This is a genomic window from Kitasatospora sp. NBC_01539 (genome assembly GCF_045040525.1).
Classification (GTDB): Bacteria; Actinomycetota; Actinomycetes; order Streptomycetales; family Streptomycetaceae; genus Kitasatospora.
In genome coordinates this window covers 4064534-4087410 of sequence record NZ_CP109390.1, presented here as the reverse complement: position 1 = coordinate 4087410, position 22877 = coordinate 4064534, and the positions used below count along the sequence as shown (strand labels likewise).

At 74.9% G+C, this 22877-nt stretch carries 25 protein-coding genes and 1 riboswitch; of the genes, 15 read left to right on the top strand and 10 right to left on the bottom strand.

The features are described 5' to 3' along the window. The first annotated feature begins 35 nt into the window (after positions 1 to 35). The 5 genes from folP (at position 36) to OG335_RS17430 (ending at position 3297) form a co-directional block, all read left to right on the top strand. Positions 36 to 893, top strand: coding sequence for a dihydropteroate synthase (gene folP / locus OG335_RS17450; protein WP_405012052.1), 858 nt, complete (start codon positions 36 to 38; stop codon positions 891 to 893). A gap of 73 nt (positions 894 to 966) precedes the next feature. Next, entirely contained in the window at positions 967 to 1455 is a 489-nt protein-coding gene (locus tag OG335_RS17445; protein ID WP_405012051.1) for a nuclear transport factor 2 family protein, read from the top strand. 205 nt (positions 1456 to 1660) lie between these two features. Further along, positions 1661 to 2020, top strand: coding sequence for a dihydroneopterin aldolase (gene folB, locus OG335_RS17440; RefSeq protein WP_405015433.1), 360 nt, complete (start codon positions 1661 to 1663; stop codon positions 2018 to 2020). Positions 2021 to 2060: 40 nt separating this feature from the next. Further along, positions 2061 to 2660, top strand: coding sequence for a 2-amino-4-hydroxy-6-hydroxymethyldihydropteridine diphosphokinase (gene folK, locus OG335_RS17435; RefSeq protein ID WP_405012050.1), 600 nt, complete (start codon positions 2061 to 2063; stop codon positions 2658 to 2660). Between the two features lie 145 nt (positions 2661 to 2805). Then, positions 2806 to 3297 (top strand): DUF3180 domain-containing protein, encoded by a 492-nt coding sequence (locus OG335_RS17430; RefSeq protein WP_405012049.1) that lies wholly within the window; start codon positions 2806 to 2808, stop codon positions 3295 to 3297. Positions 3298 to 3321: 24 nt separating this feature from the next. On the opposite strand, the gene OG335_RS17425 is transcribed toward OG335_RS17430, so the two are convergent. Together OG335_RS17425 and OG335_RS17420 are read right to left on the bottom strand one after the other, a co-directional pair. Next, positions 3322 to 4866: an alpha/beta hydrolase gene (locus OG335_RS17425; protein ID WP_405012048.1), complete on the bottom strand. Its 1545-nt coding sequence runs from the start codon at positions 4864 to 4866 to the stop codon at positions 3322 to 3324. Position 4867: 1 nt separating this feature from the next. Next, a complete protein-coding gene (locus OG335_RS17420) occupies positions 4868 to 5212 on the bottom strand; it encodes a WXG100 family type VII secretion target (RefSeq protein ID WP_405012047.1) in 345 nt (114 codons plus the stop codon). Between the two features lie 109 nt (positions 5213 to 5321). On the opposite strand from OG335_RS17420, the gene OG335_RS17415 reads away from it, so the two are divergent. Next, a complete protein-coding gene (locus tag OG335_RS17415) occupies positions 5322 to 6323 on the top strand; it encodes a hypothetical protein (RefSeq protein ID WP_405012046.1) in 1002 nt (333 codons plus the stop codon). Between the two features lie 136 nt (positions 6324 to 6459). Here OG335_RS17415 and OG335_RS17410 read toward each other — a convergent pair whose 3' ends face one another. Next, entirely contained in the window at positions 6460 to 7035 is a 576-nt protein-coding gene (locus tag OG335_RS17410) for a TerD family protein (protein ID WP_405012045.1), read from the bottom strand. A gap of 117 nt (positions 7036 to 7152) precedes the next feature. Further along, positions 7153 to 7641: a hypothetical protein gene (locus OG335_RS17405; RefSeq protein ID WP_405012044.1), complete on the bottom strand. Its 489-nt coding sequence runs from the start codon at positions 7639 to 7641 to the stop codon at positions 7153 to 7155. 98 nt (positions 7642 to 7739) lie between these two features. On the opposite strand from OG335_RS17405, the gene arfB reads away from it, so the two are divergent. After that, a complete protein-coding gene (gene arfB, locus OG335_RS17400) occupies positions 7740 to 8174 on the top strand; it encodes an alternative ribosome rescue aminoacyl-tRNA hydrolase ArfB (protein ID WP_405012043.1) in 435 nt (144 codons plus the stop codon). Positions 8175 to 8193: 19 nt separating this feature from the next. On the opposite strand, the gene OG335_RS17395 is transcribed toward arfB, so the two are convergent. Then, positions 8194 to 8721, bottom strand: a complete 528-nt coding sequence (locus tag OG335_RS17395) for a flavin reductase family protein (protein ID WP_405012042.1) — start codon at positions 8719 to 8721, stop codon at positions 8194 to 8196. Between the two features lie 279 nt (positions 8722 to 9000). Between OG335_RS17395 and OG335_RS17390 the strand changes: the two genes are divergently transcribed. After that, positions 9001 to 10785: a diguanylate cyclase domain-containing protein gene (locus tag OG335_RS17390; protein ID WP_405012041.1), complete on the top strand. Its 1785-nt coding sequence runs from the start codon at positions 9001 to 9003 to the stop codon at positions 10783 to 10785. Positions 10786 to 10875: 90 nt separating this feature from the next. Then, positions 10876 to 11832, top strand: a complete 957-nt coding sequence (locus OG335_RS17385) for a hypothetical protein (RefSeq protein ID WP_405012040.1) — start codon at positions 10876 to 10878, stop codon at positions 11830 to 11832. A gap of 116 nt (positions 11833 to 11948) precedes the next feature. Here OG335_RS17385 and nagA read toward each other — a convergent pair whose 3' ends face one another. Then, positions 11949 to 13121, bottom strand: coding sequence for an N-acetylglucosamine-6-phosphate deacetylase (gene nagA, locus OG335_RS17380; protein ID WP_405012039.1), 1173 nt, complete (start codon positions 13119 to 13121; stop codon positions 11949 to 11951). Next, complete coding sequence (locus tag OG335_RS17375; protein WP_405012038.1) at positions 13118 to 14050, bottom strand: ROK family protein; 933 nt, start codon at positions 14048 to 14050, stop codon at positions 13118 to 13120. The genes nagA and OG335_RS17375 overlap by 4 nt, the downstream gene beginning before the upstream one ends. 560 nt (positions 14051 to 14610) lie before the next feature. On the opposite strand from OG335_RS17375, the gene OG335_RS17370 reads away from it, so the two are divergent. After that, positions 14611 to 15900: an extracellular solute-binding protein gene (locus OG335_RS17370; protein ID WP_405012037.1), complete on the top strand. Its 1290-nt coding sequence runs from the start codon at positions 14611 to 14613 to the stop codon at positions 15898 to 15900. A 54-nt stretch (positions 15901 to 15954) separates the two neighbouring features. Here OG335_RS17370 and OG335_RS17365 read toward each other — a convergent pair whose 3' ends face one another. Next, positions 15955 to 16296, bottom strand: coding sequence for a cupin domain-containing protein (locus tag OG335_RS17365; protein WP_405012036.1), 342 nt, complete (start codon positions 16294 to 16296; stop codon positions 15955 to 15957). Positions 16297 to 16388: 92 nt separating this feature from the next. Between OG335_RS17365 and OG335_RS17360 the strand changes: the two genes are divergently transcribed. Together OG335_RS17360 and otsB are read left to right on the top strand one after the other, a co-directional pair. Continuing rightward, positions 16389 to 16616 carry a DUF3263 domain-containing protein gene (locus OG335_RS17360; protein ID WP_405012035.1) on the top strand — a complete coding sequence of 76 codons (228 nt, stop codon included), beginning with the start codon at positions 16389 to 16391 and terminating at the stop codon, positions 16614 to 16616. A 41-nt stretch (positions 16617 to 16657) separates the two neighbouring features. Beyond that, a complete protein-coding gene (gene otsB, locus OG335_RS17355; protein WP_405012034.1) occupies positions 16658 to 17521 on the top strand; it encodes a trehalose-phosphatase in 864 nt (287 codons plus the stop codon). Here otsB and OG335_RS17350 read toward each other — a convergent pair. Together OG335_RS17350 and OG335_RS17345 are read right to left on the bottom strand one after the other, a co-directional pair. Continuing rightward, on the bottom strand, positions 17505 to 18974 hold the full coding sequence (locus OG335_RS17350; protein WP_405012033.1) for a trehalose-6-phosphate synthase: 1470 nt from the start codon (positions 18972 to 18974) through the stop codon (positions 17505 to 17507). The genes otsB and OG335_RS17350 overlap by 17 nt on opposite strands. Positions 18975 to 19048: 74 nt before the next feature. Beyond that, the gene (locus OG335_RS17345) at positions 19049 to 20053 is read right to left on the bottom strand and encodes a glucosyl-3-phosphoglycerate synthase (RefSeq protein ID WP_405012032.1); all 1005 of its coding nucleotides are present in this window, start codon (positions 20051 to 20053) and stop codon (positions 19049 to 19051) included. A gap of 138 nt (positions 20054 to 20191) precedes the next feature. Further along, positions 20192 to 20322, top strand: a riboswitch (SAM riboswitch). A gap of 17 nt (positions 20323 to 20339) precedes the next feature. On the opposite strand from OG335_RS17345, the gene thrC reads away from it, so the two are divergent. The 3 genes from thrC (at position 20340) to OG335_RS17330 (ending at position 22783) form a co-directional block, all read left to right on the top strand. Continuing rightward, on the top strand, positions 20340 to 21608 hold the full coding sequence (thrC, locus tag OG335_RS17340) for a threonine synthase (protein ID WP_405012031.1): 1269 nt from the start codon (positions 20340 to 20342) through the stop codon (positions 21606 to 21608). 32 nt (positions 21609 to 21640) lie between these two features. Continuing rightward, positions 21641 to 21919, top strand: a complete 279-nt coding sequence (locus tag OG335_RS17335) for a MoaD/ThiS family protein (RefSeq protein WP_405012030.1) — start codon at positions 21641 to 21643, stop codon at positions 21917 to 21919. 657 nt (positions 21920 to 22576) lie between these two features. Continuing rightward, positions 22577 to 22783, top strand: a complete 207-nt coding sequence (locus OG335_RS17330; protein ID WP_100888966.1) for a cold-shock protein — start codon at positions 22577 to 22579, stop codon at positions 22781 to 22783. Positions 22784 to 22877: the final 94 nt, after the last annotated feature.

Below are 22877 nucleotides of genomic sequence, written 5' to 3'. Positions count from 1 at the left end.
CGGTCCGGCGCCCCGGGTGGCTCGATAATGGCCCCATGGACAACCCGCTGCCCGGCCTTCCCGCCCTCGACCGCTGCGCCGTGATGGGCGTCGTCAACGTCACCCCCGACTCCTTCTCCGACGGCGGCCTCTGGCTCGACCCGGACGCCGCCGTCGCCCACGGCCTGCGCCTGGCCGCGCAGGGCGCCGACCTGGTCGACGTCGGCGGGGAGTCCACCCGGCCCGGCGCGCAGCGCGTCACCGAGCGGGAGGAGCTGCGCCGGGTCGTCCCGGTCGTCCGCGACCTCGCCGCGGCGGGTGTCGCCGTCTCGGTGGACACCATGCGGGCGGCCGTCGCCGCGGCCGCCGTCGAGGCCGGCGCCCGGATGGTCAACGACGTGTCGGGCGGCCTCGCCGACCCGGCGATGGCCGAGGTGGTGGCCGCCACCGGCGCGCCCTTCGTGGTGATGCACTGGCGCGGGCAGTCCGCCGACATGGACTCCCTCGCCGTCTACCGCGACGTCGTCGCCGACGTCACCGCCGAGCTCGCCGCCCGGATGGGCGCGCTGCTGGCCGCCGGGGTCAAGGAGGAGCAGATCGTCCTCGACCCGGGCCTGGGCTTCGCCAAGACCGCGGAGCACAACTGGGCCCTGCTCGGCCGGCTCGACGCGCTCACCGCCCTCGGGCGCCCGGTGCTCGTCGCGGCTTCGCGCAAGCGCTTCCTGGGTACGCTGCTCGCCAACCCGGAAACCGGGGAGCTGCGCCCGGCCAGGCAGCGGGACGACGCCACGGCGGCGGTCTCGGTGCTCTCCGCCCGGGCGGGCGCCTGGGCCGTCCGGGTGCACGACGTGGCCGGCACGGCCGACGCCGTACGAGTGGTCGCGGCCTGGCAGCAGGCCGCCCGAAGGGGGTAGGCGTGGCAGCAGCAGCCCTGCAGGAGGCACGGTGCGGGACGACGACGCGGGCGGTACGTCAGGAGGCGGCACGGTGAGCGGAGAGCGGGCGTCGGCCCTGGAAGTGGACCGCGAGGCCGTCCTGGCGGCCAACCAGGCGATGTACGAGGCGCTGGAGAACGGCGACCTGGAGGCCGTGGAGGGCATCTGGCTCGGAGCCGGGGACGCCGACGACAAGAGCGGCGTCGTCTGCGTGCACCCCGGCTGGCCGGTGCTGCGCGGGCGGGCCCAGGTGACCCGGTCGTACATGCTGATCATGATGAACACGGAGTACATCCAGTTCTTCCTGACCGACGTCGAGTGCGAGGTGCAGGGCGATGTGGCCCTTGTCACCTGCACCGAGAACATCCTCTCCGGCGGCGAGGCCGAGGAGGAGGGCGAGCTGGGCCCGCTCGTCGGCGGCAAGGTCGTCTCCACCAACCTCTTCCGTCGCACCCCGGACGGCTGGCGGCTCTGGTCGCACCACGGATCACCCGTGCTGACCAGCGGGGACGACGAGGACGACGACGAGGACGAGGACTGACGCCGCCACCGGTGCGCGGCCGCAGCCGGAACGGCACGAAACGTTCACGTCGATCGCCGGTCCGGCGCGCGTGACGGCCCGTGGCACCGGGTAGACGGTCGGGGGCCACGGGCACCCGGAGGTAGATTCGACGGGTGGCGGGCGACGGGGCCCGCCGTCGCCCTGCCTCCGGCCGGGCCGTCTTCTGGGAGCAGTGATTCGTTTGCTGGACCGCGTCACCCTGCGGGGCCTGCGTGCCCGGGGCCACCACGGCGTCTTCGAACGGGAACGCGCCGAGGGCCAGACCTTCGTCGTCGACCTCGTCCTGTTCCTGGACACGCGCCCGGCCGCCGCCACGGACGACCTCACCCGCACCGCCCACTACGGCGTGATCGCCGAGGAGGTCACCGCGGTGATCGCGGGCGACCCCGTCGACCTGATCGAGACGCTCGCGCAGCGGATCGCCGACCAGTGCCTGAAGCACGGCACGGTCGAGGAGGTCGAGGTCACCGTGCACAAGCCGGACGCCCCGATCACCGTCCCGTTCGACGACGTGACCGTCACCATCCACCGGGGCCGCACGTGACGCGCCGGCCGCGTCGCCCCCGAGCCGCAGAGGGAACCCGATGAGCACCAGCGACCCGACCGCCACGCCGACCACGTCCGATCTGGAGCGCAGGGTCGACTCGGCGGACTCCACCCTGCAGACGGTCCGGCACGCCGCCGTCGCCCTGGGGGCGAACCTGGGCAACCGGCTGGAGACCCTGCAGGGCGCCGTCGACGCGCTCGGGGACACTCCCGGCATCCGCATCACCGCCGTCTCCGGCGTCTTCGAGACGGACGCCGTCGGCGGCCCCGCCGACCAGCCGTCCTACTACAACGCCGTGGTGCTGCTGCGCACCACGCTCCCGGCGACCTCGCTGCTGGAGCGCGGCAACGCCGTCGAGGACGCCTTCGGGCGGGTCCGCGAGGTCCGCTGGGGCCCGCGCACCCTCGACGTCGACATCCTCGCGGTGGAGGGCACCCTCAGCGAGGACCCGCACCTGGTGCTGCCCCACCCGCGCGCCCACGAGCGCGCGTTCGTCCTCGCCCCCTGGCTCGACGCCGACCCGGACGCCGAGGTGCCCGGCCGCGGCCCGGTCGCCGAACTGCTGAAGGCCCTGGGCGGCGAGGAGGCCCAGGGAGTGCGTCGCCGCTCCGACATCCGGCTGAGGCTGCCGGAGTGACCGACCGCCGGGGAACTTCCCCCGGCACCGGACCGTCCGTACAGGTGGGGGCCGGTGGGCCGGTACGGTGGCCTGGCACCGCCGCACCGCGACGGTCCGTCAGGGACAGCAGTCCGTCGCGTCCGTCGGGAAGGACATCGTCCGCGTGAAGCCGCTCCGTCTCCGCCTGCTGCTCGGCATCACCGCCGTGGCCGGGGTGCTCTCCTGGGCCGGCGCCAAGCTGTGGGGCTCGCTCGGCAGCCTCCCCGGCGTGCCCGCGGCGGCCCCCGTGGTGCTGGCCGCCGTTGCCGTGGTGCTGCTGGCCACCGCTCTGTCGCTGCGGGCCCGGCTCAAGGCGGTCCGCGAGCGGCAGCCCGGCGCCAAGGGCGTCGACCCGCTGCACGCGGCGCGGGCCGTGGTGCTCGCCCAGGCCAGCGGCCTGGTGGCCGCCGTGGTCACCGGCATGTACGCGGGCACCGGCGTCTTCCTGCTCGGCCAGCTCGACATCGCCGCCCGCAAGTCGCAGGCCCTCACCGCCGGGTTCGCGGTGCTGGCCGGCGCGGCCGTCATGGCGGCCGCGCTCTGGCTCCAGCACGTCTGCAAGCTCCCCGAGGACCACGACGGTCCCACCCGCCCCGCCGCCCCGTCGCCGCGCTGAACCGCACCCCCGGGCCGCGGCCGGTCAGCGGTGCGGCGCGGTGGTGACCTCCGCCCCGCGGCCCGCGACCACCCGGCCGATGTTGGCCAGCGACTCCGACGGACGGCCGTCGGCCGCGGCGTCGAAGTAGGCGGAGTGGCTCGCGAAGGCGCCCGCGCCCCCCGGTTCCACCCCGAACCGGTGGGCGCCGAAGCCCGCGCCGGCCGGGTCGCGGCCGAACCACAGGTCGTGCGGGCCCGCGGCCTGCAGCGCCGCGGCGGCCGGCAGCCCGCCCAGCAGCAGTCCGCCCGCCACCGACGCGCCGCCGGGCAGCCGGCCCACGGGGTCGTGGTCCGCCACGCCGACGTACACGTGGTCGGCGCCGACCCCCAGCTCCCCGGCCCGGCCGACGCCCGCGCCGGGGCTGCCGACCAGGACGACGTCGTCCATGCCGCCGCCCTGCCGGGCGGCCAGTCCGACGACCAGCGAGCCGTAGCTGTGCCCGACCGCCGTGACGTGGGCGGGCGGGCCCGGGCGGGCGGCCCGCAGGCCGTCCAGGAAGCCGTGCAGGCCCTCCGCCCCGGCCCGGGCGCGGTCGTCCCCGGCGACCTGGGCCGACCGCAGGTCCAGCCCCTCGTTGGGCGGGGCGTCGTACCCCAGCCACACCATCGCGGCGGTCGTCCGGCCGCTGCCGCAGCGGACGGCCGCGTCACGGATCCGCTCCGCCCGGTCGGCGTCGCCGCGGCCCGCGGCGGCCAGGTCGGTGCCGAAGCCCGGCACGTAGACGGCGACGTCGTCCGCGGTGTCCGGGTCGCCGTGGCTCAGCACCGCCCGGCCCTGGCCCTCCGCGCCGAGGGCGAGCAGCAGGATGCCGTCCTCGGCCCGGGCCAGGCGATCCGCGACGGCCTGCAGGCCGGTCCGCAGCGGTCCGGGCAGGGTGTCGGGGTGCTGCAGCAGGAGGGTCAGCCGGAGCCGGTTCGCCCGGTCGCGGTCGCGGGCCGGCAGGCCGTCCAGGCCGCCGACGAGCTCGGGCCGTCCCTCGGTGAGGGCGGCCCGGGCGTCGGGGCCGAGCGCCCGCCACCAGGCGGCGGCCTCCGAGGGACCGGCACCGGGCGGCGGCAGCAGGGACGCCAGCGCGGTGTTCAGCGCCTCGCGCGGGTCGGAGAGCCGGCCGAGCCCGGCGACCGCGGCGGCCGCGGTGAGGGCCGCACCGCTGCGGGCGGTGGCGGCGAGCGCGGTCAGCCGGGCGGCGGCTGCGGCATCGGCGTGCTCCGCCGCCGCGACGGCCCCGTCGGGGTCGGCCGCCAGCCGGCCCCGGGCGACCCGGAACGCCTCCGCGGCCGTCCGCAGGGTGTCCCGCACCAGGGCCAGCTCCATCCAGGCGGCCTGGAGGCGCCCGCCCGTCCGGTCGACGGTGGCCGTGGCGAGGTCGGCCGCCCGGCCCTGCCAGTCGGCGCCGTGCACCCGGGCGGCGGTCTCCCGCGTCCAGGCGGCGTGGTGCCGTTCGAGGGCGGAGACCAGGGCGGCGTAGGCGTCCGCGGCGGCGGGCAGGGTGTCCGGGCGGGCGGCGGCGAGTGCGGCGGCGTCCACGTCAGCGCGCCGGGGTGAGGGAGCGCCGGACGGCCTCGTCGGCGGCCGCGTAGCCGTCGGCGGTGCGGCCGAGGTCGCTGCCGATGGTGTCGAGCTCGTCGGCGAGCCGCTCCAGCACGCGGTGCCAGGCGTCGGCGCAGTCGCGGAGCGCCGCGGCGGTCCGCCAGCCCGGGAGGGCCCCGGCGGCGGCGTCGGCGGGGCCGAGCGCAGCGCGCGCGTCGGCGCGCAGCCGTCCGGAGGTGTGCCGGGCGGCCTGCCCGGCGGCAGTCAGTTCACCGGGGTGCACACGGAAACCGGGGGACACGGGCGCCTCGCTCTGCAGGTCGGTCGGTCGGACGGCGGCCATGGTAGCCCTCCGTGCAGGTTCGAACACGCCGTGCGTTTCCGACGGACTGTCAAGAGCCGAATGAGTGGCGAGGCTGACAGCGCCCCGATTCGCACGCTAGTTTCTTGGCATGTCTCGTGGACGCCACCGTCATTCCTCCGTCCTCGGCCGGTCCGTGCCTCCTGTCGCCGTCGGCGTGCTGGTCCTTGCCGCGGTGGCCGCCCTGGTGGCCACGCCGGACCCGCTGGTCGCGCGGTCGGTGGGTGTCGCCGCCGTCGTGGCGGCCGTCGGCCTTGGCCTGGTGCTGCGTCAGCGTGACCGTGCCGCCCGCGCCGCCCTGCAGCTCGCGGCCACCCGCCGGCTGCGCGCCGAGGAGCGCTTCGAGGAGCAGCTCGCCGAGGCCGAGTACGCCGCCGAGGTCGCCGAGGAGCGCGCCACCCGGTTCGGCCGCCGGCTGACCGCGGAGAAGTCCCGCCTGGCCAAGGCCGAGACGGAGATCGCCCGGCTGCTGCGCGAACGCGCCGTGGCGGTCGCCGAGCAGACGCTGCGTGAGGCCGAGGCGGCCCGGCGTGCGCGCGACGCCGAGGTGCCCGCGCACCCGGTCAGCCCGGCGGCGTTCGTCCGGGCGGCCGCCGCGCTGCGCCGCATGGAGCGCCAGGGCGCCGAGGCCGCGGCCCGTCGTCAGGAGGGTGCGGCGCGGGCCCAGGTGGAGCTCCGCCCGCGGTCGCCGCAGCCGGTGCCGGTGGTCCGGCAGCAGGCCGTGGTGGCCGTTCCGGAGCCGTCCGTCCCGAAGTCCGGCACGGTGGTGCAGGCGGCCCGTCCGCGGATCGGCCGCGGGCCGGGGTTCAGCTTCTTCGGGCGTCCCGCCACGGCCGCCGCGCTGCGGGCGGCGGTGCCGGCACCGGCGGTCGGCGACCTCGCCGACGTGGTGGGCGACGAGGCGCTCGCGGAGAGCGTGCGCTACGCGGCCCCGACGGAGGCCGTGCCGCGGGTGGCCGAGCCCGCGCCGGTGCCCGCCCGTCCCGAGGAGGACGAGGAGACGGAGCACCGCCGTCCCGAGGTGGTCGACCTGACGCCGCACGACGACACCGAGATGCTGCAGCTGCCGGAGCTCCGGGCGGGCCGTTCCTGACGGATCGCACGGCCGGCGGACGCCGGCGGACAGGCGAACGGGCGATGCCCGGACCCCCGAGGGGGTCCGGGCATCGCCCGTTCGTGGGCGGCGGGCCGTTGACGGCCCGGGCGCGGTCGTGCCGCGCTTCCGCGGGTCAGACGTTGACGCCGAAGTCCTGCGCGATGCCGACCAGGCCGGAGGCGTAGCCCTGGCCGATGGCGCGGAACTTCCACTCCGCGCCGCTGCGGTAGAGCTCGCCGAAGATCATGGCGGTCTCGGTGGCGGCGTCCTCGGAGAGGTCGTAGCGGGCGATCTCGGCACCGCCCGCGGCGTTGAGCACGCGGATGTAGGCGTTGCGGACCTGGCCGAAGCTCTGGCTGCGGTTGACCGCGTCGTAGATCGACACCGGGAAGGTGATCCGGGTGACGTCGGCGGGCAGGCCGGCCAGGTTGACGTTGATCTGCTCGTCGTCGCCGGCGCCCTCGCCGGTGCGGTTGTCACCGGTGTGGACGACGGTGCTGTCCGGGGTGCTGGTGTTGTTGAAGAAGACGAAGTGACGGTCGGAGTACACCTTGCCGTCGTTGTTCAGCACGATCGCGCTGGCGTCGAGGTCGAACTCCGCACCGGTGGTCGTGCGGGTGTCCCAGCCGAGGCCGACGGTGACGGCCGTCAGACCGGGGGCCTCCTTGGTCAGCGAGACGTTGCCACCCTTGGAGAGGCTCACGGGCATGGTGTGTGTGTCCCTTCGGTCGCTTTTGTTCGGAAGAACGCTGGTCGCGGGGGCCATGGTTCCAGCCCGGGCCGGATTTCTCGTACGAACCGTAGCGGCGCGGCGTGGTCCGGCCGGTCAGATCCGCGGAAAACGGCCCTGGACCGTCCAGACGTTCGGATTGTCGGCCAGGCCCTCGTGCAGGTCCGCCAGATCCGCGAGCACGTCCTGCAGGAAGTCGCGGGCCTCGCGGCGGAGGTCGGCGTGGCGGACGACGGCCGGTTCGGCGTCCCGCAGCCAGGTGGCGGTGACCTCCACCCAGCCGAAGCGGCGGGCGAAGCGCAGCAGCTCGGTGTTCTGGGTGAAGTCGAGGTCGGCCGTCTGCACGGCGGCGGCGCGGCTGCCCTGCGGGTCGCGGTCCAACTGCTCGACGATGTCGCACAGCGCCCAGGCGAAGTCGAGCACCGGCACCCAGCCCCAGCGCGTGCCGAACTCCTTGCCGTCCGCCTCCAGGTAGACGTCGCCGCAGAACAGGTCGTGCCGCAGGCTGCGCACCGGGGCGTCCCGGTAGTCGGTCTGCGGGGGGTCGGGGAAGCGGGTGGAGAGGGAGTAGCCGAGCTCGATCACGGGCCCATTCTGCCCCGGGGCGGTGCCGGCCGGGGCCGGAGCGGATCCGCGGTGATAACCGCGTGACCGGGGGCGGTGCGGCGCGGGATGATGAACGCATGTCCGAGCCCATCCGCGTACGGGGGTCGGTGGTCGTCCCCGACGCCGAGCTCGTCTGGCGCTTCTCGCGTTCCTCCGGCCCCGGTGGCCAGCACGTCAACACCTCCGACACCCAGGTCGAGCTGCGCTACGACCTGGCGGCGTCCACCGCGCTGCCGCCGGTGTGGAAGGAGCGCGCCCTGGAGCGCCTGGCGACCCGGCTGGTCGACGGCCGGGTGCTGGTCGTCCGGGCCTCCGAGCACCGCTCGCAGTGGCGCAACCGGGAGGTCGCCGCCGCACGGCTGGCCTCGCTGCTGGGGGACGCCACGGCGCCGCCGCCGAAGGCGCGCCGGGCGACCAAGCCGTCCCGCGGGATGGTCGAGCGCCGGCTGGAGAACAAGCGGCACCGGGCCCAGCTCAAGCAGGGCAGGAACCGGGTGCGCGGGGCGGAGTGACGTTCCGTCCGGCGGGTGCTCAGCCCAGCCGGCGGTAGTCGCCGCGGAAGTAGAGGAGCGGCCGCCCGCCCGCCGCGTCGACCCTGGCCTGCAGGACCCGGCCGAGCACCAGCGTGTGGTCGCCCGCGGGGATGCGCTCCTCGGTGCGGCACTCGACGGTCGCGAGGGCGCCGTCGACCAGCGGGGAGCCGGTGAACTCGGCCCGCCGGTGCGGGGTGTCGGCGAAGAGCAGGCGGTCGCTGAGCCGGCCCTTCATGGCGAACCGCGAGGCGAGGGCCCGCTGCTCCTCGCCGAGCAGGGAGACGGCCCAGGTCTCGGCGCGGGTGAGCACGTCGTCCATGCGGGAGTCCTCGCGGACCGAGATCAGCACCAGCGGCGGTTCCAGCGAGACGGACAGGAACGAGGTGGCCGTCATACCCGCGTCCTCGCCGTCCTCGGGGTCGCGGGCGGTCACCAGGGCGACGCCGGAGGCGAGCTGGGAGAGCGCGGCCCGGAATTCTTCGGGTCCGGCGGCTCGGGCTTGGGAGGGTTGCGGGGAGCTCTGCACGTATCGCACGGTAGTCCGCGGGTCGGCGGGGCGGAATCGGGCCCCGGTCGTAGGACTCCGGGCTGACGCACCCCTCCCCGCAGGACCGGTTGTCCGGTATCGTCCGGGTTTCCCTCGGCTCACCTGGGTATGGGCACGGGGGCCGTCTGTGATTTGGGTCACAAGTCGTGGCCTATTGCTGACCGAGCGTGCCGATCGCTGTGCTCGCTGTGATTCAGTTCTTCTGGCAATCGGACGATAACCATCACCGCCAATCCGAAGCAGCCGGGGAGACCCCGCATGGAAGCCGAGTCGGAGCCCTACGTCCGCCTCGCGACCCTCCGCACCTTGCACCGGGTCGTGGCGGACCTCAATGCTGCCCGCAGCCTGGCCGGAACGCTGCAGGCGGTCGTCGAGGGGGCCGTCCACGGGCTCGGGTTCGACGCGGCGGCGGTGAGCCTCGTCCGGCCCGACGGCGACCTGGTGGTGGCCGCCGTCTGGGAGCTGGAGGAGACCGGCGTGGGCGGCCCGGCGGTACTGCTCGGCCAGGTCGGCTCCCGGGAGTCCTGGGACCGCATGCTGAGCGTCAGCGACCACTGGGGCACCCTGCGCTTCCTGCCCTACGACCGCGGCTGGGCCATCGGCACCGACGTCCCGACCTGGACGGGCGACGGCCCGCTGCCGATCTACGCCAACGACTGGCACCCCCGCGACTTCCTCTTCGCCCCCATGTACAGCGCCGGCGGCGACCTGCTCGGCGTGCTCTCCGTCGACCGTCCGCGCAGCGGCAAGCGGCCCGGCGCCTGGACGCGCGAGGCGCTGGAGATGTTCTCCCTGCAGTCGTCCATCGCCATCGGCAACGCCCGGCTGCGGGCCGAGATGCAGCGCGCGCTGGCCCGGCTGGAGAAGGAGCAGCAGGCGCTGCGGGCCAGCGAGGAGAGCTTCCGGCAGGCTTTCGAGTACGCGCCGAGCGGCATGGCGATCACCGAGCTGCACGGGGTCGGGCGCGGCCAGCTGACCCGGGTCAACGACGCGCTCTGCCGCCTGCTCGGCCGGCCGCGGGCGACCCTGCGGCAGCAGAGCTTCGCCGACCTCGTCCACCCCGAGGACCTCGCCCTGCTGCAGCGCACCAGCGCCGAGGGCGGCCGGGCCGAGCTGCGGCTCTCCCGCCGGGACGGCGGATACCAGTGGGTGTGCCTGCGCAACTCGGTGGTGGCCGACGCCGCCGAGGGCCCGAGCTTCCTCCTCACGCACGTCGAGGACATCGAGGACCGCAAGCGCCACGAGCTGCAGCTGGCCCACCGGGCCAGCCACGACGCGCTCACCGGCCTGCCCAACGGCTCCGAGCTGAAGGCCCGGCTCGGCCGCCGCCTGTGCAGCCTCGCGCAGGGCGTCGGCGGGGCCGAGCACGGCACCGCGCTCGCCGCCTCCGGCCTCGGCCTCCACGGCGGCTACGGGGGCTACGGCGGGTCCGGTGCGGCCGGGCACGGCTACGGGCCCGCCGACGCGGCGCTCGACCGCGACCTGGAGGCCTTCGCCGCCGGCGGGGTGCTGGGCCGGTTCGACCACGGCCCCGCCCACGTGCACACCGCCGTGCCGGCGGACCTGCCCGACGACACCGAGCTGTGGGGTGCCCAGCACCGGCTGCAGCCGCTCGTCGACAAGGGCCTGGCCGTGCTCTTCTGCGACCTCGACGGCTTCAAGTCGATCAACGACCGGTTCGGCCACAACGCCGGCGACGCCGTGCTGATCGAGGTGGCCCGCCGCCTCCAGCAGATCGTCCGGGAGGGCGACACCGTCGCGCGGCTCGGCGGCGACGAGTTCGTCGTGCTGGCGGACGGCATCGGCCGCGAGGAGGCGAAGGACCTCGCGGGCCGGCTGCGCAACGCGATCATCCCGCCGATGCGGATCGACAACCGGGCGATGCGGGTCGGCGTCAGCCTGGGCATCGGGTGGGCGGGGTGCGGCATGTCCATCGAGGAGGTGCTGCGCGCGGCGGACGAGCGGATGTACGACGAGAAGCGGGCGCGTGGAGGTTCTGTGCGGGGCGCGCGGGGGGAGCGGTCCCACCGGCGTGCCGGGTGATCCGGGCGGTGATCGGCTTTTCCCGCAGTCCCCGAGGTTAGGTAGGGTGCCCCGGTACGAGCGTCCACCATCTGCCCGGGGAGTGACACCGTGACCACGGACGGCAGCAACGGAGCCCCCGAGGGCGCGGGCGACGACGACCCCTTCGCCTACCTCTACCGCCCGGCCGACGGCTCGACCGCGCCGAGCCAGCCGCGCAACGCGTACAGCCGCCCGATGGAGGTCGGCCGCGCCCAGTACGGGCAGCCGCCGGCCGCCCCCCAGCAGCCGTACGGACAGCCGCAGTACGGCGCCCAGCAGCAAGGGCAGCAGTACGCGCAGCAGCCCGCCGCGGACCAGGGCTCCCGGACGACGTCCCAGCTGCCGCAGCAGAGCCGCTACGCCGAGCGCTCCCGCCCGCAGCCGGGCGAGGACGGCCCGCGCGCCCGCCGCGGCAAGGGCGCGGTGATCGGCGCGGTCGCCGTCGTCGCGGCGATCGCGATCGGCGCGGGCATCGCGCTCTCCACCGGCGACCCGGACGGCACGCACAAGAACGGCAAGGGCGCCGCGAGCGCCTCGGCCCCGGCCAGCAGCGCCGCCCCGTCGCAGACGTCGGCCGCGCCGAGCCCGACGCCGGACGCCGAGCCGATCGCCGACGCCGGCACCCTGCAGGCACAGAACGCCCCCGCGGGCAGCGGCGTCAAGGGCGCCCTGTCGACCGACGGCGGCTACCTGACGCTGCAGGCCGGCTCCACCGTCACGTGGACGGTGCTGGCCGACCAGGCCGGGCAGGCGAAGTTCTGGCTGCACTTCAACAACACCGCGGCGGACCTGCCGGCGCAGGTCACGGTCAACGGCAAGGACCACGCGAACGGGGTGACCTTCAAGAACTACTCGAAGGGCAGCACCGACGCCGACCACGCCTGGTACAGCACGAACATATGGCCGCAGCTGCAGGCCGGGAGCAACACCCTGACGGTGACGATCCCGGCCGGGAGCAGCGGCACCATCCTGCTCGACCAGGTCGCGCTGACCCCGATGTCGGTCAGCTCCTACCCGAAGGGCTGACGACCGCCGCCCCGGCCGCCCGGCGGCGCGGGGCCGTCCCGGAAGCGGTGGGCGGGGCCGTCCCCGGGGGCGGTGGGCGGGACGTACGCCACCTCCCGCCCCCGGTGGGACGGGGATCAGGCCGCGACGGTCCTGGGGAGGCGGTCCGCGCCGGTGATCCACTCGCCGCGGCGCATCACCGCGACCAGGTCGTACGTGGCGGAGTCGAGGACGACGAGGTCGGCGTACTTGCCCGCCTCCAGGGTTCCGACGGAGTCCGCCAGGCCGAGCAGCCGGGCCGGGACGGCCGAGAGCGACCGGGCGGCCTGGCCGAGGCTCAGGCCGTTGACGGTGACGGAGCGCTTGAACGCCACGTCGAGGGTGAGCGTCGAGCCGGCGATGGAGCCGCCCTCGACCAGGCGGGCGACGCCACCGGTGACCTCGACCTCCAGCGGGCCGAGGAAGTAGCGCCCGTCGCCCATCGCGGCGGCGGCCATCGCGTCGGTGATCAGGGCCACCCGGTCGGCACCGGCGGTGCCGTACGCGAGGTCGAGCACCGACGGGTGCAGGTGCACGCCGTCGTTGATCAGTTCGACGGTGACCCGCTCGTCCTCCAGCAGGGCGACGATCGGGCCCGGGTCGCGGTGCTGGATGCCCGGCATCGCGTTGAACAGGTGGGTCGCGACGGTCGCGCCGGCCTCGACCGCCTCCAGCGCCTTGGCGTAGTCGGAGTCGGTGTGGCCGACGGCGGCGATGATGCCGAGGTCGGCGAGCATGCGCACCGACTCCAGGCCGCCGGGCAGCTCGGGGGCGAGCGTGACCATCCGGGCGTGGCCGCGGGCGGCGTCCACGACCTTGCGGACGAGCGCCGGGTCCGGGTCGCGCAGCAGGTCCGGCTGGTGCGCGCCGCACCGGCCGGGCGAGATGAACGGTCCTTCGAAGTGCACGCCCGCCAGCACGCCGTCCTCGGCCAGCTCGGAGAGCACGGCGGCCTGGCGGCACACCTCGTCGATCTCGCCGGTGACGGTGGAGGCGACGGTGGTGGTGGTGCCGTGCTCCAGGTGGGCGCGGGCGGACCGCAGCGCCTCCTCGGCGATGCCGGTCGTGTAGGACGCGCCGCCGCCGCCGTGCACGTGCAGGTCGACGAAGCCGGGAACGACCGTGTACCCGGTGAGGTCGAGGTCGCCCGGGACGGAGTCCCCGCCGAAGGCGGCGATCCGCGCGCCCTCCACGGTGATCCGGCCGTTCTCGGTCACGCCGTCCGGCAGGACGAGCCGGGCGCCGGCCAGGGCAATGCGGTCCGCGGTCACGCGGTCACCTCCGTGGAGAGCAGGTCCCAGGCGAGCAGACCCGCGCCCAGGGAAGCAGCTGTGTCTCTGAGCGTGGCCGGGACCAGCTCGGGGGGCATCTGGAAGGTCAGCCGCTCGGAGACCGCCGCGCGCAGCGGTGCGAAGAGCGTCTCGCCGGCCTCGGCCAGCCCGCCGCCGATGATCACCGTCGACGGGTCGAGCAGGCTCTGCGCGAGCACGATCCCGTCCGCGAGCGCCTCGACGGCGTCGCGCCAGATGGCCTCGGCGCGCTCGTCGCCCGCCTCGACCGCGGCGGCGCAGGCCGCCGCGTCGGCGTCCGGGTCGTCGCTGGCGCCGGCCCAGGCCCGGGAGACGGCGGAGGCCGAGGCCAGCGTCTCCAGGCAGCCGCGGGCCCCGCAGCCGCAGAGCGGCCCGCCGGGGCGGACCACCACGTGGCCGATCTCGCCGCCGTAGCCGTGGGCGCCCGCCTCGATCCGCCCGCCGATGCCGATGGCGCCGGCGATGCCGGTGCCCAGCGCGATGAACAGGAAGCGGTCGACGCCGCGGCCCGCGCCGATCCGGCCCTCGGCGAGCCCGCCGGTGCGGACGTCGTGGCCGAGGGCGACGGGCAGCCCGCCGAGGCGTTCGCCGAGGAGCTTGCGCAGGGGGAGGTCGCGCCAGCCGAGATTGGCGGAGAAGACCGCGATCCCGTTCTTCTCGTCGATCGTCCCCGGCACGGCGACGCCGGCGGCGAGGGGGTCGCACCCGAGGCGGGTGCGGCCCTCGTCCGCCAGGTCGGCGGCGAAGTCGAGGATGGCGGCGACGACGGCGTCCGTGCCGTGCTCCCGCCCGGTGGGTCGGCGGGCTTCGAACAGCACGGAGCCGTCCTGGGCGAGCAGCGCGGCTTTCATGCCGGTGCCGCCCACATCGAGTGCGATGACGTGCTTCACGGGGGACAGTCTCCCTTGTGGCGGTCCGAGAGGTCTAGTCCAGTTGCTTGATTGGTCTGGTCCGGAACTGGTGAGGTTCGTCCCTTCCGGGAGGATCCCTGCCGGATTGCCCCTCCCGTGCCCGTCGCCTGTCTCCTTCCCCGTCGGCACCCCGGTCGAGCGCGGACGGGCGGGTCGGTGTGCGCGGGCGGCCCCGGCCGGGGCCGTGGCGGGCCGCCTCGCCCGGCGCCGGGCGCGGCGCCCGGAGCGTCCGGGCCGGCGCGGCGGGGTTCCTCCCCGCGGGCGGGCCGGCCGTGCGTCCGCGGGCCCGGCGTGCCCTGCGGCCGGCGCACCGACCGCGCGGCGCCGGGGGTGGGGAGGTGGCGCGGGCCTTCACGGCGGCGGGCGCCGCGGTGGCCGCCGTCCGAACCCGCGTGGGGGGTGTCCTGATTCGTCCCGATCCGATTGCAGCCGGTGCAACGAGATCTGACACTTCGATAACTACCGTGCGGACAGGTCTGGACCACTTGCGCGGCGCTTGGGAGGGTGGCGGCGCTTCCCCTCCCGAAGGCGGTCCCCGCGTGAACACCCTCGCTCGCACGCATGCGTCCCGCGCCGCCCGGCGCGTCCTCCTGCCCGCCCTCGCCGTCGTCCTCACCGCTGGCTGCGGCGCGTTCGGCAGCGGTTCCGGCGGTGACGTCACCCTCCGCCTCGTCGCCGCCGACTACGGCGACAGCGAGGCGACCAGCACCGCCCACTTCTGGGACGACGTCGTCCACCGCTTCGAGGAGGCGAACCCCGGCATCAGGGTCCAGATCGACCTCCAGACCTGGAACGACATCGACAAGCGGGTCGCCTCCCTCATCGCCGGCGGACACACCCCCGACCTCGTGCAGACCGGCGGCTTCGCCGACCAGGTCGCCGCCGACCGGCTCTACCCCGCCACCGACGTGCTCTCCATCGACACCCAGGCCGGCATGATCGACGCCTTCGCCCGGGCCGGCCAGGTGCTCGGCAGCCAGTACGGCATCCCGTTCGTCGCCTCGACCCGCGTCTTCTTCTACAACCGCACGATCTTCGAGAAGGCCGGCATCGACGGACCGCCCACCACCTGGGACGAGCTCAGGCACGACGCCGAGCTGATCCGCTCCAAGGTGCCCGGCGTGACCCCGTACGCGCTGCCGCTCGGGCCCGAGGAGGCGCAGGCGGAGTCGATGATCTGGACGATGGGCGGCGGCGGCGCCCTCGCCGACAACGCGGGCAACTACACCGTCGACAGCCCGCAGAACCAGGCGACGTTCGCCTGGCTGCGCACCAACCTCGTGGCCAGGCACCTCACCTACGCGGACCCGGCCGCCACCGACCGCAAGACCGCCTTCAACGACTTCGCGGCCGGCAAGGTCGCCATGCTCAACGGCCACCCCGGCCTGATCAGCAAGGCCACCGCCGCCCGGATCGACTACGGCACGGCCGCCGTCCCGCGGCGCGACGCCTCAGTGAAGCCCGCCTCCTTCGGCGTGGCCGACTGGATCATGGCGTTCAAGGCCAACGGCCACCGGAGCGAGATCAAGAAGTTCCTCGGATTCCTCTACCGCACCGACAACCAGCTCGCCTTCGACGAGCAGTACAACCTGCTGCCGGTCACCCAGGACACCCGTGCCGAGATGACCGGCAGCGGCAGGCACAAGGACCTCACCGAGTTCCTCAACGCCCTGCCCACCGCCAACTTCTACCCGTACGGCGACCCGTCCTGGGACAAGGTCAGCGGCCTGGTCAAGCAGCAGATCGGCGGCGCCGTGAAGAACGACGGCACGGGGGCCCTCACGGCCCTGCAGGCCGCCGCGGCCGCCGAGGCGGGGCGCTCCCGCTGACGCCCGGCCCCGGCTCCCCGGCCCGCCGGGGCCCCGGGGCCGGGCACCGCCCGGTCAGGACAGCGTCAGCGCGTACGCCTTGCGCAGCGTCTCGTGCACCGTCCACGTGGTGCGGTCGCCCGCCCGCAGGACGGCGGCGTCGCCGGGCCCGACCTCCAGGACCGGGCCGCCCTCGACCTCGATCGTGGCCCGGCCGCTCAGCACCACGAACATCTCGTCCGCCTCGGTGTCCGTCACCACGCCCGGGGTGATCTGCCACAGGCCGCGCAGCTCGCGGCCGTCCGGAGAGGTCCACAGCACACGGCCGGTCACCTCGGGAGAGCCGGAGACGATCTGCGCCGGGTCGAGCGGTTCGGGCTCCAGCCCGGCGTCGGGGACGTGCAGGACGAAGGTCATGGCCCGACGCTAACCGCGGCGGCGCCCCGGCGGGTGCGGCAGAGTGTGTCGCACCCGCACGGCACAATGACACCCCGTAAGGGGAGGTGGCGATGACCGAGCTGACCGAGCGCGAACGGGCCGTGCTCGCCCTGGAGGCCCGCCCGTGGCGGACGGCCGGCGCCAAGGAGCGCGCCGTCCGCGCGGAGCTCGACCTGTCGGCGACCCGCTACTACCAGCTGCTCAACGCCCTGCTGGACCGGCCCGAGGCGCTCGCCGCCGACCCGGTGCTGGTCAACAGGCTGCGCCGGATCCGCGAGCGCAGGCGCGCCGCGCGCTGACCGGCGGTGTCCGGGCGCCGAGCCTGGGTACGGTCCCGGGCATGGGCATTCCTGAGCACCTCGTACCGAGCACCGCGGCCGGACGGGACGGTCTGGCGGCACTGCGGGCCGACCCCGGCGGGGCCGTGCTGGCCTTCGACTTCGACGGCACGCTCGCGCCGATCGTCGCCGACCCCGACGCCGCACGCGCCCACCCCGCCGCGGCCGCCGCGCTCGCCGCGCTGGCGCCGCTCGTCGACGCGGTCGCCGTGGTCACCGGCCGGCCCGCCGCCCTGGCCGTCGAGTACGGCGGCTTCGCCGGCGTGCCCGGCCTGGAGCACCTGACCGTCCTCGGGCAGTACGGCGCCGAGCGGTGGGACGCCCTCACCGGCGCGCTCACCGCCCCCGAGCCGCCGCCCGGCGTGGCCGCCGTGCGTGCCGCGCTGCCCGCCGTGCTCGCCCGGGAGGGCGCGCCCGAGGGCACCTGGACGGAGGACAAGGGCCGCGCGCTGGCCGTCCACACCCGCCGCACCGCCGAGCCGCAGCAGGCCGTGGACGCGCTGCGCGCCCCGCTCGCCGCCCTGGCCGCCGAGCACGGCCTGATGGTCGAGCCGGGCCGTTTCGTGCTGGAACTCCGTCCGCCGGGCGTCGACAAGGGCGGCGCCCTGGCGGCCTTCCTCGCCGAGCGGCCCGCCGCCCGCACCGTGGTCTACGCGGGCGACGACCTCGGCGACCTGGCCGCGTACGCCGCCGTCGAGAAGCGCCGCACCGAGGGCCTGCCGGGCCTGCTGGTGTGCAGCGGGCCCACCACCGGCGAGGCGCCGGTGCGCGAGCTGGCCGACCGGGCCGACGTCGTCGTCGCGGGCCCGGCCGGCCTGGTGGAGCTGCTGGAGGCGCTCGCCGGGGAGCTCAGCGCAGGGCGTTGAGCTGGTCCAGGAACCACTGCTGCGGGGGCAGCGCGGTGGCCGCGGCGGCGAGCCGCTTGGTGCGGTCGGCGCGCTCCCCGGCGGGCATGGTGAGCGCCTGGTGCAGGGCCTCCGCGGTGGCGATCACGTCGTACGGGTTGACCGTGAGCGCGTCCTCGGCGAGCTCGGCGTACGCGCCGGCCTCGCGGGAGAGCACGAGCGCGCAACCGTGGTCGGAGACCACGGGGATCTCCTTGGCGACGAGGTTCATGCCGTCCCGGATCGGGTTGACCAGGGCGACGTCGGCGAGCCGGTACGCCGCCAGCGACCGCGGGAAGTCGTCGTTGACGTGCAGGATCAGCGGCTGCCAGGAGGCCGTGGCGAACTCGTCGTCGATCTCGTGCGCGATCCGCTGCACCGCCGCCGTGTACTCGCGGTACTCCGGCAGGTCGTGCCGGGAGGGGTACGCGAAGGCGACGTGCACGACCCGGTCCAGCCACTCGGGGCGGCTGCGCAGCAGGTGCCGGTAGGCGAGCAGCCCGCGGACGATGTTCTTGCTGAGCTCGGTGCGGTCGACCCGGACGATCGTCCGCCGGTCGCCCACGGCCTCCTGCAGCGCCGCGAGCCGGGCGTCGACGTCCGGCCGGTGCGCGCGCTCCCGCAGGAAGTCGGCGTCCGCGCCGAGCCCGTGCACGCCCAGGTGCGTGGTGCGCCCGGCGTGGGTGACCGTGCGGGCCGCCCGGTCGACGGTGGCCCCGAGCACGGCCTCGCAGCAGTCGGCGAAGGCGAGCGCCCAGCGCTCGGTGAGGAAGCCGGCCCGGTCGGCGCCGAGGATGCCGGTGAGCACCTCGGCGGCGACGTCGTCGGGCAGCAGCCGGTAGTACTCGGGCGGCGCCCACGGGGTGTGCGAGAAGTGCCCGATCCGCAGGTCGGGGCGGAGCCTGCGGAGCTGCGCCGGGGCGAGCGAGAGGTGGTAGTCCTGCACGAGCACGGCGGCGCCGGGGGCGGCCTCGGCGGCGAGCGCCTCGGCGAAGGCGGTGTTGTACGCCGTGTAGGAGTCCCACTCGCGGCGGAAGCGGTCGTCGAAGACCGGGCTGACCGGGGTGTCGTACAGCAGGTGGTGGACGAACCAGAGGGTCGAGTTGGCGATGCCGTTGTAGGCCCGGGCGAAGGTGCCGGGCTCGATGTCCAGCATCCGGACGGCCTGGCCGCCGACGTCGTGCCCGGCGCGGTCCAGCCGGCCGTCCGGCGCCTGCCGGGCGGCCGTGCGGTCGGCGTCGCCGAGCGCGGCGCACACCCACACCGCGGTCGGGTCGTCGATCGCGGACAGTCCCGAGACCAGCCCGCCGCCGCCTCTGCGGAGGGTCAGGGTGCCGTCGTCCTCGCTGGTGAAGGACACCGGGCCCCGGTTCGAGGCCACGAGGACGGGGGCGGCGCCGGACTGCTGCGGAGGTTCGAACGCGAGATCGGCCATATCCCCTAGCTTGCCGCCGGACCGGGGTGGCAAACCATTCGGCGCCGTTCCGGCCGGGTCGCGGCGGCGGCCGCTCAGCGCTCCCGGTACTCGGCGAGCGTCTGCATCGGCGGCCGCTCCAGCGCCGTCACCGGGTGGGTGTGCGCGGTGAAGCCGCTGGTGCCCGGGTCGCGGGTGAACTGCGTGAGCAGCGGGTGCACGAGGTCCTCGGCCGCCTTCAGCCGGTCCGCGCGGTCGAGCCGCTCCAGGGCGGTCCGGTAGATCGTGGCGGCCATCCGCCCGAGGGCGTGCCCGTCCTGGTGGCGGTGGTGCCGCACCCCGACGTCGACCTGCGCCAGCGCGTCCAGTCCGGCCGCCTCCAGGGCGTCGACCAGCAGGCCCAGCTCCACCCCGTACCCGGTGGGGAACGGCAGCCGCTCCAGCAGCGAGCGGCGCGCCGCGTACTCGCCGCCGAGCGGCTGCACGAAGCCCGCCAGCTGCGGCCAGTGCATGTTCAGCAGCGGCCGGGCGACCAGCTCGGTGACCCGGCCGCCGCCGGCCGGCACGACCGCGCCGTCGGTCTCCAGCGGCCGGTCGTACATCGCCTTCACCAGCGCGATGCCGGGATCGGTCAGGAGCGGGCCGACGATCCCCGAGACGAAGGCCGGGTCGAACTCGCGCAGGTCGGCGTCGATGAAGCAGACGATCGCCCCGGACGTCGCCAGCAGCGACCGCCAGAGCACCTCGCCCTTGCCGTGGACGGCGGGCAGCCCCGGCAGGATGTCGTCGCGGTGCACCACCCGCGCGCCGGCGGCCCGGGCCGTCTCCGCGGTGCGGTCGACCGAGCCGGAGTCGACCACCACCAGTTCGTCGACCAGCGGGTGGCGCTCCATCAGCTCCTCGCGGATGGCGGTCACGATCTCGCCGACGGTCGGCTCCTCGTCCAGCGCGGGCAGCACCACGCTGACCGTCCCGTCCCGTCCCGCCGCCCGTTTGGCGGCGAGCAGCAGCTCCACCGGACGGTCGGCCGCCGCCCAGGAGCGGCGGCGCAACCAGGTCGCCACCTCCGGGAGGACGTCGGGACGGGGCAGCTCGGTCACGGTCTCGCTCCTCGTAACTTCCATCTCGCGTATCGGACGCGGGGGTCTCGGCCCGCAGGCCTTCGGTTACAGTCTTCGTACTGCGGTCGCGCCTTCGCACGCCGGGGTCGCCGCAGCGCAGGACCGACAACTTCACAGAGCTCATCCAGAGGGACTGAGGGAACGGCCCGTCGACGTCCCGGCAACCTTCTCGCAGGGCGGTCACAGGCCCCGCGGGACAGGTGCCAATTCCGTCCTGTGGCGCGCCCGCGTCACGGGGAAGATGAGGAGAGAGGCCTCCGCCATCATGGCTACCGCTACCCCTGCCGCCGTTGACCTCGGCCCCGCCGCCGCGCTGTCCTGTCGCGAGTGCGGCACCCGCTTCCCGCTCGGACCGAGCTTCGCGTGCATCGAGTGCTTCGGCCCGCTGGAGATCGCGTACGACTACGACGGCTACGACGCCGAGGAGCTCCGCAAGGCCATCGAGGCCGGCCCGGCCAGCATCTGGCGCTACGCCCCGCTGCTCCCCGTGCCCGCCGACGTCGCCGGCAAGCCCAACCTGAACCCCGGCTGGACCCCGCTCGTCAAGGCCGACAACCTCGGCCGCGAGCTCGGCTTCACCGCCCAGCTGCACGTCAAGGACGACTCTGGCAACCCGACGCACTCCTTCAAGGACCGCGTCGTCGCCTGCGCCATCGAGGCCGCCCGCGCCTTCGACTTCACCACGCTCTCCTGCTCGTCCACCGGCAACCTCGCCGGCGCGGTCGGCGCGGCCGCCGCCCGGGCGGGCTTCAAGTCCTGCGTGTTCATCCCGCACGACCTGGAGCAGGGCAAGATCGTCATGGCCGGGGTGTACGGCGGCGCCCTGGTCGGCATCGACGGCAACTACGACGACGTGAACCGCTTCTGCTCCGAGCTGATCGGCGACCCGATCGGCGAGGGCTGGGGCTTCGTGAACGTCAACCTCCGCCCGTACTACGGCGAGGGCTCCAAGACGCTCGCCTTCGAGATCTGCGAGCAGCTCGGCTGGCGCCTCCCGGAGCAGCTGGTCATCCCGATCGCCTCGGGCTCCCAGCTCACCAAGATCGACAAGGGCCTGCAGGAGCTGATCAAGCTCGGCCTGGTCGAGGACCGCCCCTACAAGATCTTCGGCGCCCAGGCCGAGGGCTGCTCCCCGGTCTCGGCCGCCTTCAAGGCCGGCCGCGACGTGATCCGCCCGGTCAAGCCGGACACCATCGCCAAGTCGCTGGCCATCGGCAACCCGGCCGACGGCCCGTACGTCCTCGACATCGCCCGCCGCACCGGCGGCGCCGTCGAGGACGTCACCGACGCCGAGGTCGTGGCCGCCATCAAGCTCCTGGCGCGCACCGAGGGCATCTTCGCCGAGACCGCCGGCGGCGTGACGATCGGCGTGCTCAAGAAGCTGGTCGAGACCGGGCAGCTCGACCCGTCGAAGGAGACCGTCGCCATCAACACCGGCGACGGCCTGAAGACCCTCGACGCGGTCGCCGACTCCGGCCTCACCGCCACCATCCGCCCGACGCTGGAGTCCTTCCGCGCCGCCGGCCTCGTCTGAGCCCCCCTCACCACGTCCGCAAGGAGCACCGTATGAGCGCCACCGTCCGCATCCCGACCATCCTGCGCACCTACACCGGCGGCTCCGCCGAGGTCACCGCCGAGGGCACCACCCTGGCCGCCGTCATCGCGGACCTGGAGCAGAACCACGCCGGCATCGCCGCGCGCATCCTGGACGACGCCGGCAAGCTGCGCCGCTTCGTCAACGTCTACGTGAACGACGACGACGTGCGCTTCGCCGAGGGCCTGGAGACGGAGATCAAGGACGGCGCCGCCATCTCGATCATCCCCGCGGTGGCCGGCGGCTGCTGAGGCCCCGCCGCGCGGGCGGTCCGGTCGCACCGGCCCGTCCGCGACGCGTACGCACCATCGGAGCCGCCGCCGGGAACGGAATGCCTTTTTCCGTTACCGGCGGCGGCTCCTGCCGTGCCCGGTGGAATTCGACCGGCGGTGGGAGGAGTAGAGTGCCGAAAGCGGCAGCGCCTCCCTCCGCGACGTCGCCCCTGATCTGCCGTAATACCCGGAATTCCCCGCGCGGCCGCGCCGACCGGGCCGCGGGCGCGGGGCGCCCGGGCGGATCGCAGGCCCCGTCCGCCCGCTGAGACGCCGCACGAAGGGCGCCGGGGCGAATCTGTCAGGCAAGTGTCAGAATTCCTGCAGCGTTATGTCGTGCTGCGCCCGTTATGTCCCGCGCGAATTGCGAAGATCCGGCGCTTTCATCCCGTGATATCCCCCGGGATGGTGCGGGAATTCCCAGAAGTTGGCTCTGTTGCACAGGGCTCCTGTCCGGATACATTCAGCCGCGGTCGACGCATTCACTCGCCCGTCGGCCCCCTCCGCGGGGGCCCGTGCGGTGGTCTGCGGCGTACAGGCTGTGCCCAAGGGGGGGTTCCCTCGGGCCGGCCACCGGACCTGGGAACGCATCCTGCGGACCCGTGAATGGCCAGCACAGCACAAGGGGAGTTCGGAATGGCTCAGGGCACCGTCAAGTGGTTCAACGCGGAGAAGGGCTACGGCTTCATCGCGGTCGACGGTGGTGCGGACGTCTTCGTCCACTACAGCGCGATCCAGATGGACGGCTACCGCACCCTCGAGGAGGGCCAGCGGGTCGAGTTCGAGATCTCCCAGGGTCAGAAGGGGCCGCAGGCGGACATGGTCCGTGCTGCTGCGGCCTGACACTGCGACCTGCGGAGCCCTCGGCTCGTCCCGAGCTGGTGGTCACACCTCGTCTTCGCGGAGGCCCGTACGACACCGTCGTACGGGCCTCCGT

Coding starts and splice junctions, on each gene's coding strand:
- thrC (WP_405012031.1), top strand. CDS start 20,340: ATGGCTACCGCTACCCCTGCCGCCGTTGACCTCGGCCCCGCCGCCGCG.
- OG335_RS17415 (WP_405012046.1), top strand. CDS start 5,322: ATGTCTCGTGGACGCCACCGTCATTCCTCCGTCCTCGGCCGGTCCGTG.
- otsB (WP_405012034.1), top strand. CDS start 16,658: ATGGGCATTCCTGAGCACCTCGTACCGAGCACCGCGGCCGGACGGGAC.
- OG335_RS17350 (WP_405012033.1), bottom strand. CDS start 18,974: ATGGCCGATCTCGCGTTCGAACCTCCGCAGCAGTCCGGCGCCGCCCCC.
- OG335_RS17410 (WP_405012045.1), bottom strand. CDS start 7,035: ATGCCCGTGAGCCTCTCCAAGGGTGGCAACGTCTCGCTGACCAAGGAG.
- OG335_RS17335 (WP_405012030.1), top strand. CDS start 21,641: ATGAGCGCCACCGTCCGCATCCCGACCATCCTGCGCACCTACACCGGC.
- OG335_RS17330 (WP_100888966.1), top strand. CDS start 22,577: ATGGCTCAGGGCACCGTCAAGTGGTTCAACGCGGAGAAGGGCTACGGC.
- folP (WP_405012052.1), top strand. CDS start 36: ATGGACAACCCGCTGCCCGGCCTTCCCGCCCTCGACCGCTGCGCCGTG.
- folK (WP_405012050.1), top strand. CDS start 2,061: ATGAGCACCAGCGACCCGACCGCCACGCCGACCACGTCCGATCTGGAG.
- OG335_RS17365 (WP_405012036.1), bottom strand. CDS start 16,296: ATGACCTTCGTCCTGCACGTCCCCGACGCCGGGCTGGAGCCCGAACCG.
- OG335_RS17420 (WP_405012047.1), bottom strand. CDS start 5,212: ATGGCCGCCGTCCGACCGACCGACCTGCAGAGCGAGGCGCCCGTGTCC.
- arfB (WP_405012043.1), top strand. CDS start 7,740: ATGTCCGAGCCCATCCGCGTACGGGGGTCGGTGGTCGTCCCCGACGCC.
- OG335_RS17390 (WP_405012041.1), top strand. CDS start 9,001: ATGGAAGCCGAGTCGGAGCCCTACGTCCGCCTCGCGACCCTCCGCACC.
- OG335_RS17360 (WP_405012035.1), top strand. CDS start 16,389: ATGACCGAGCTGACCGAGCGCGAACGGGCCGTGCTCGCCCTGGAGGCC.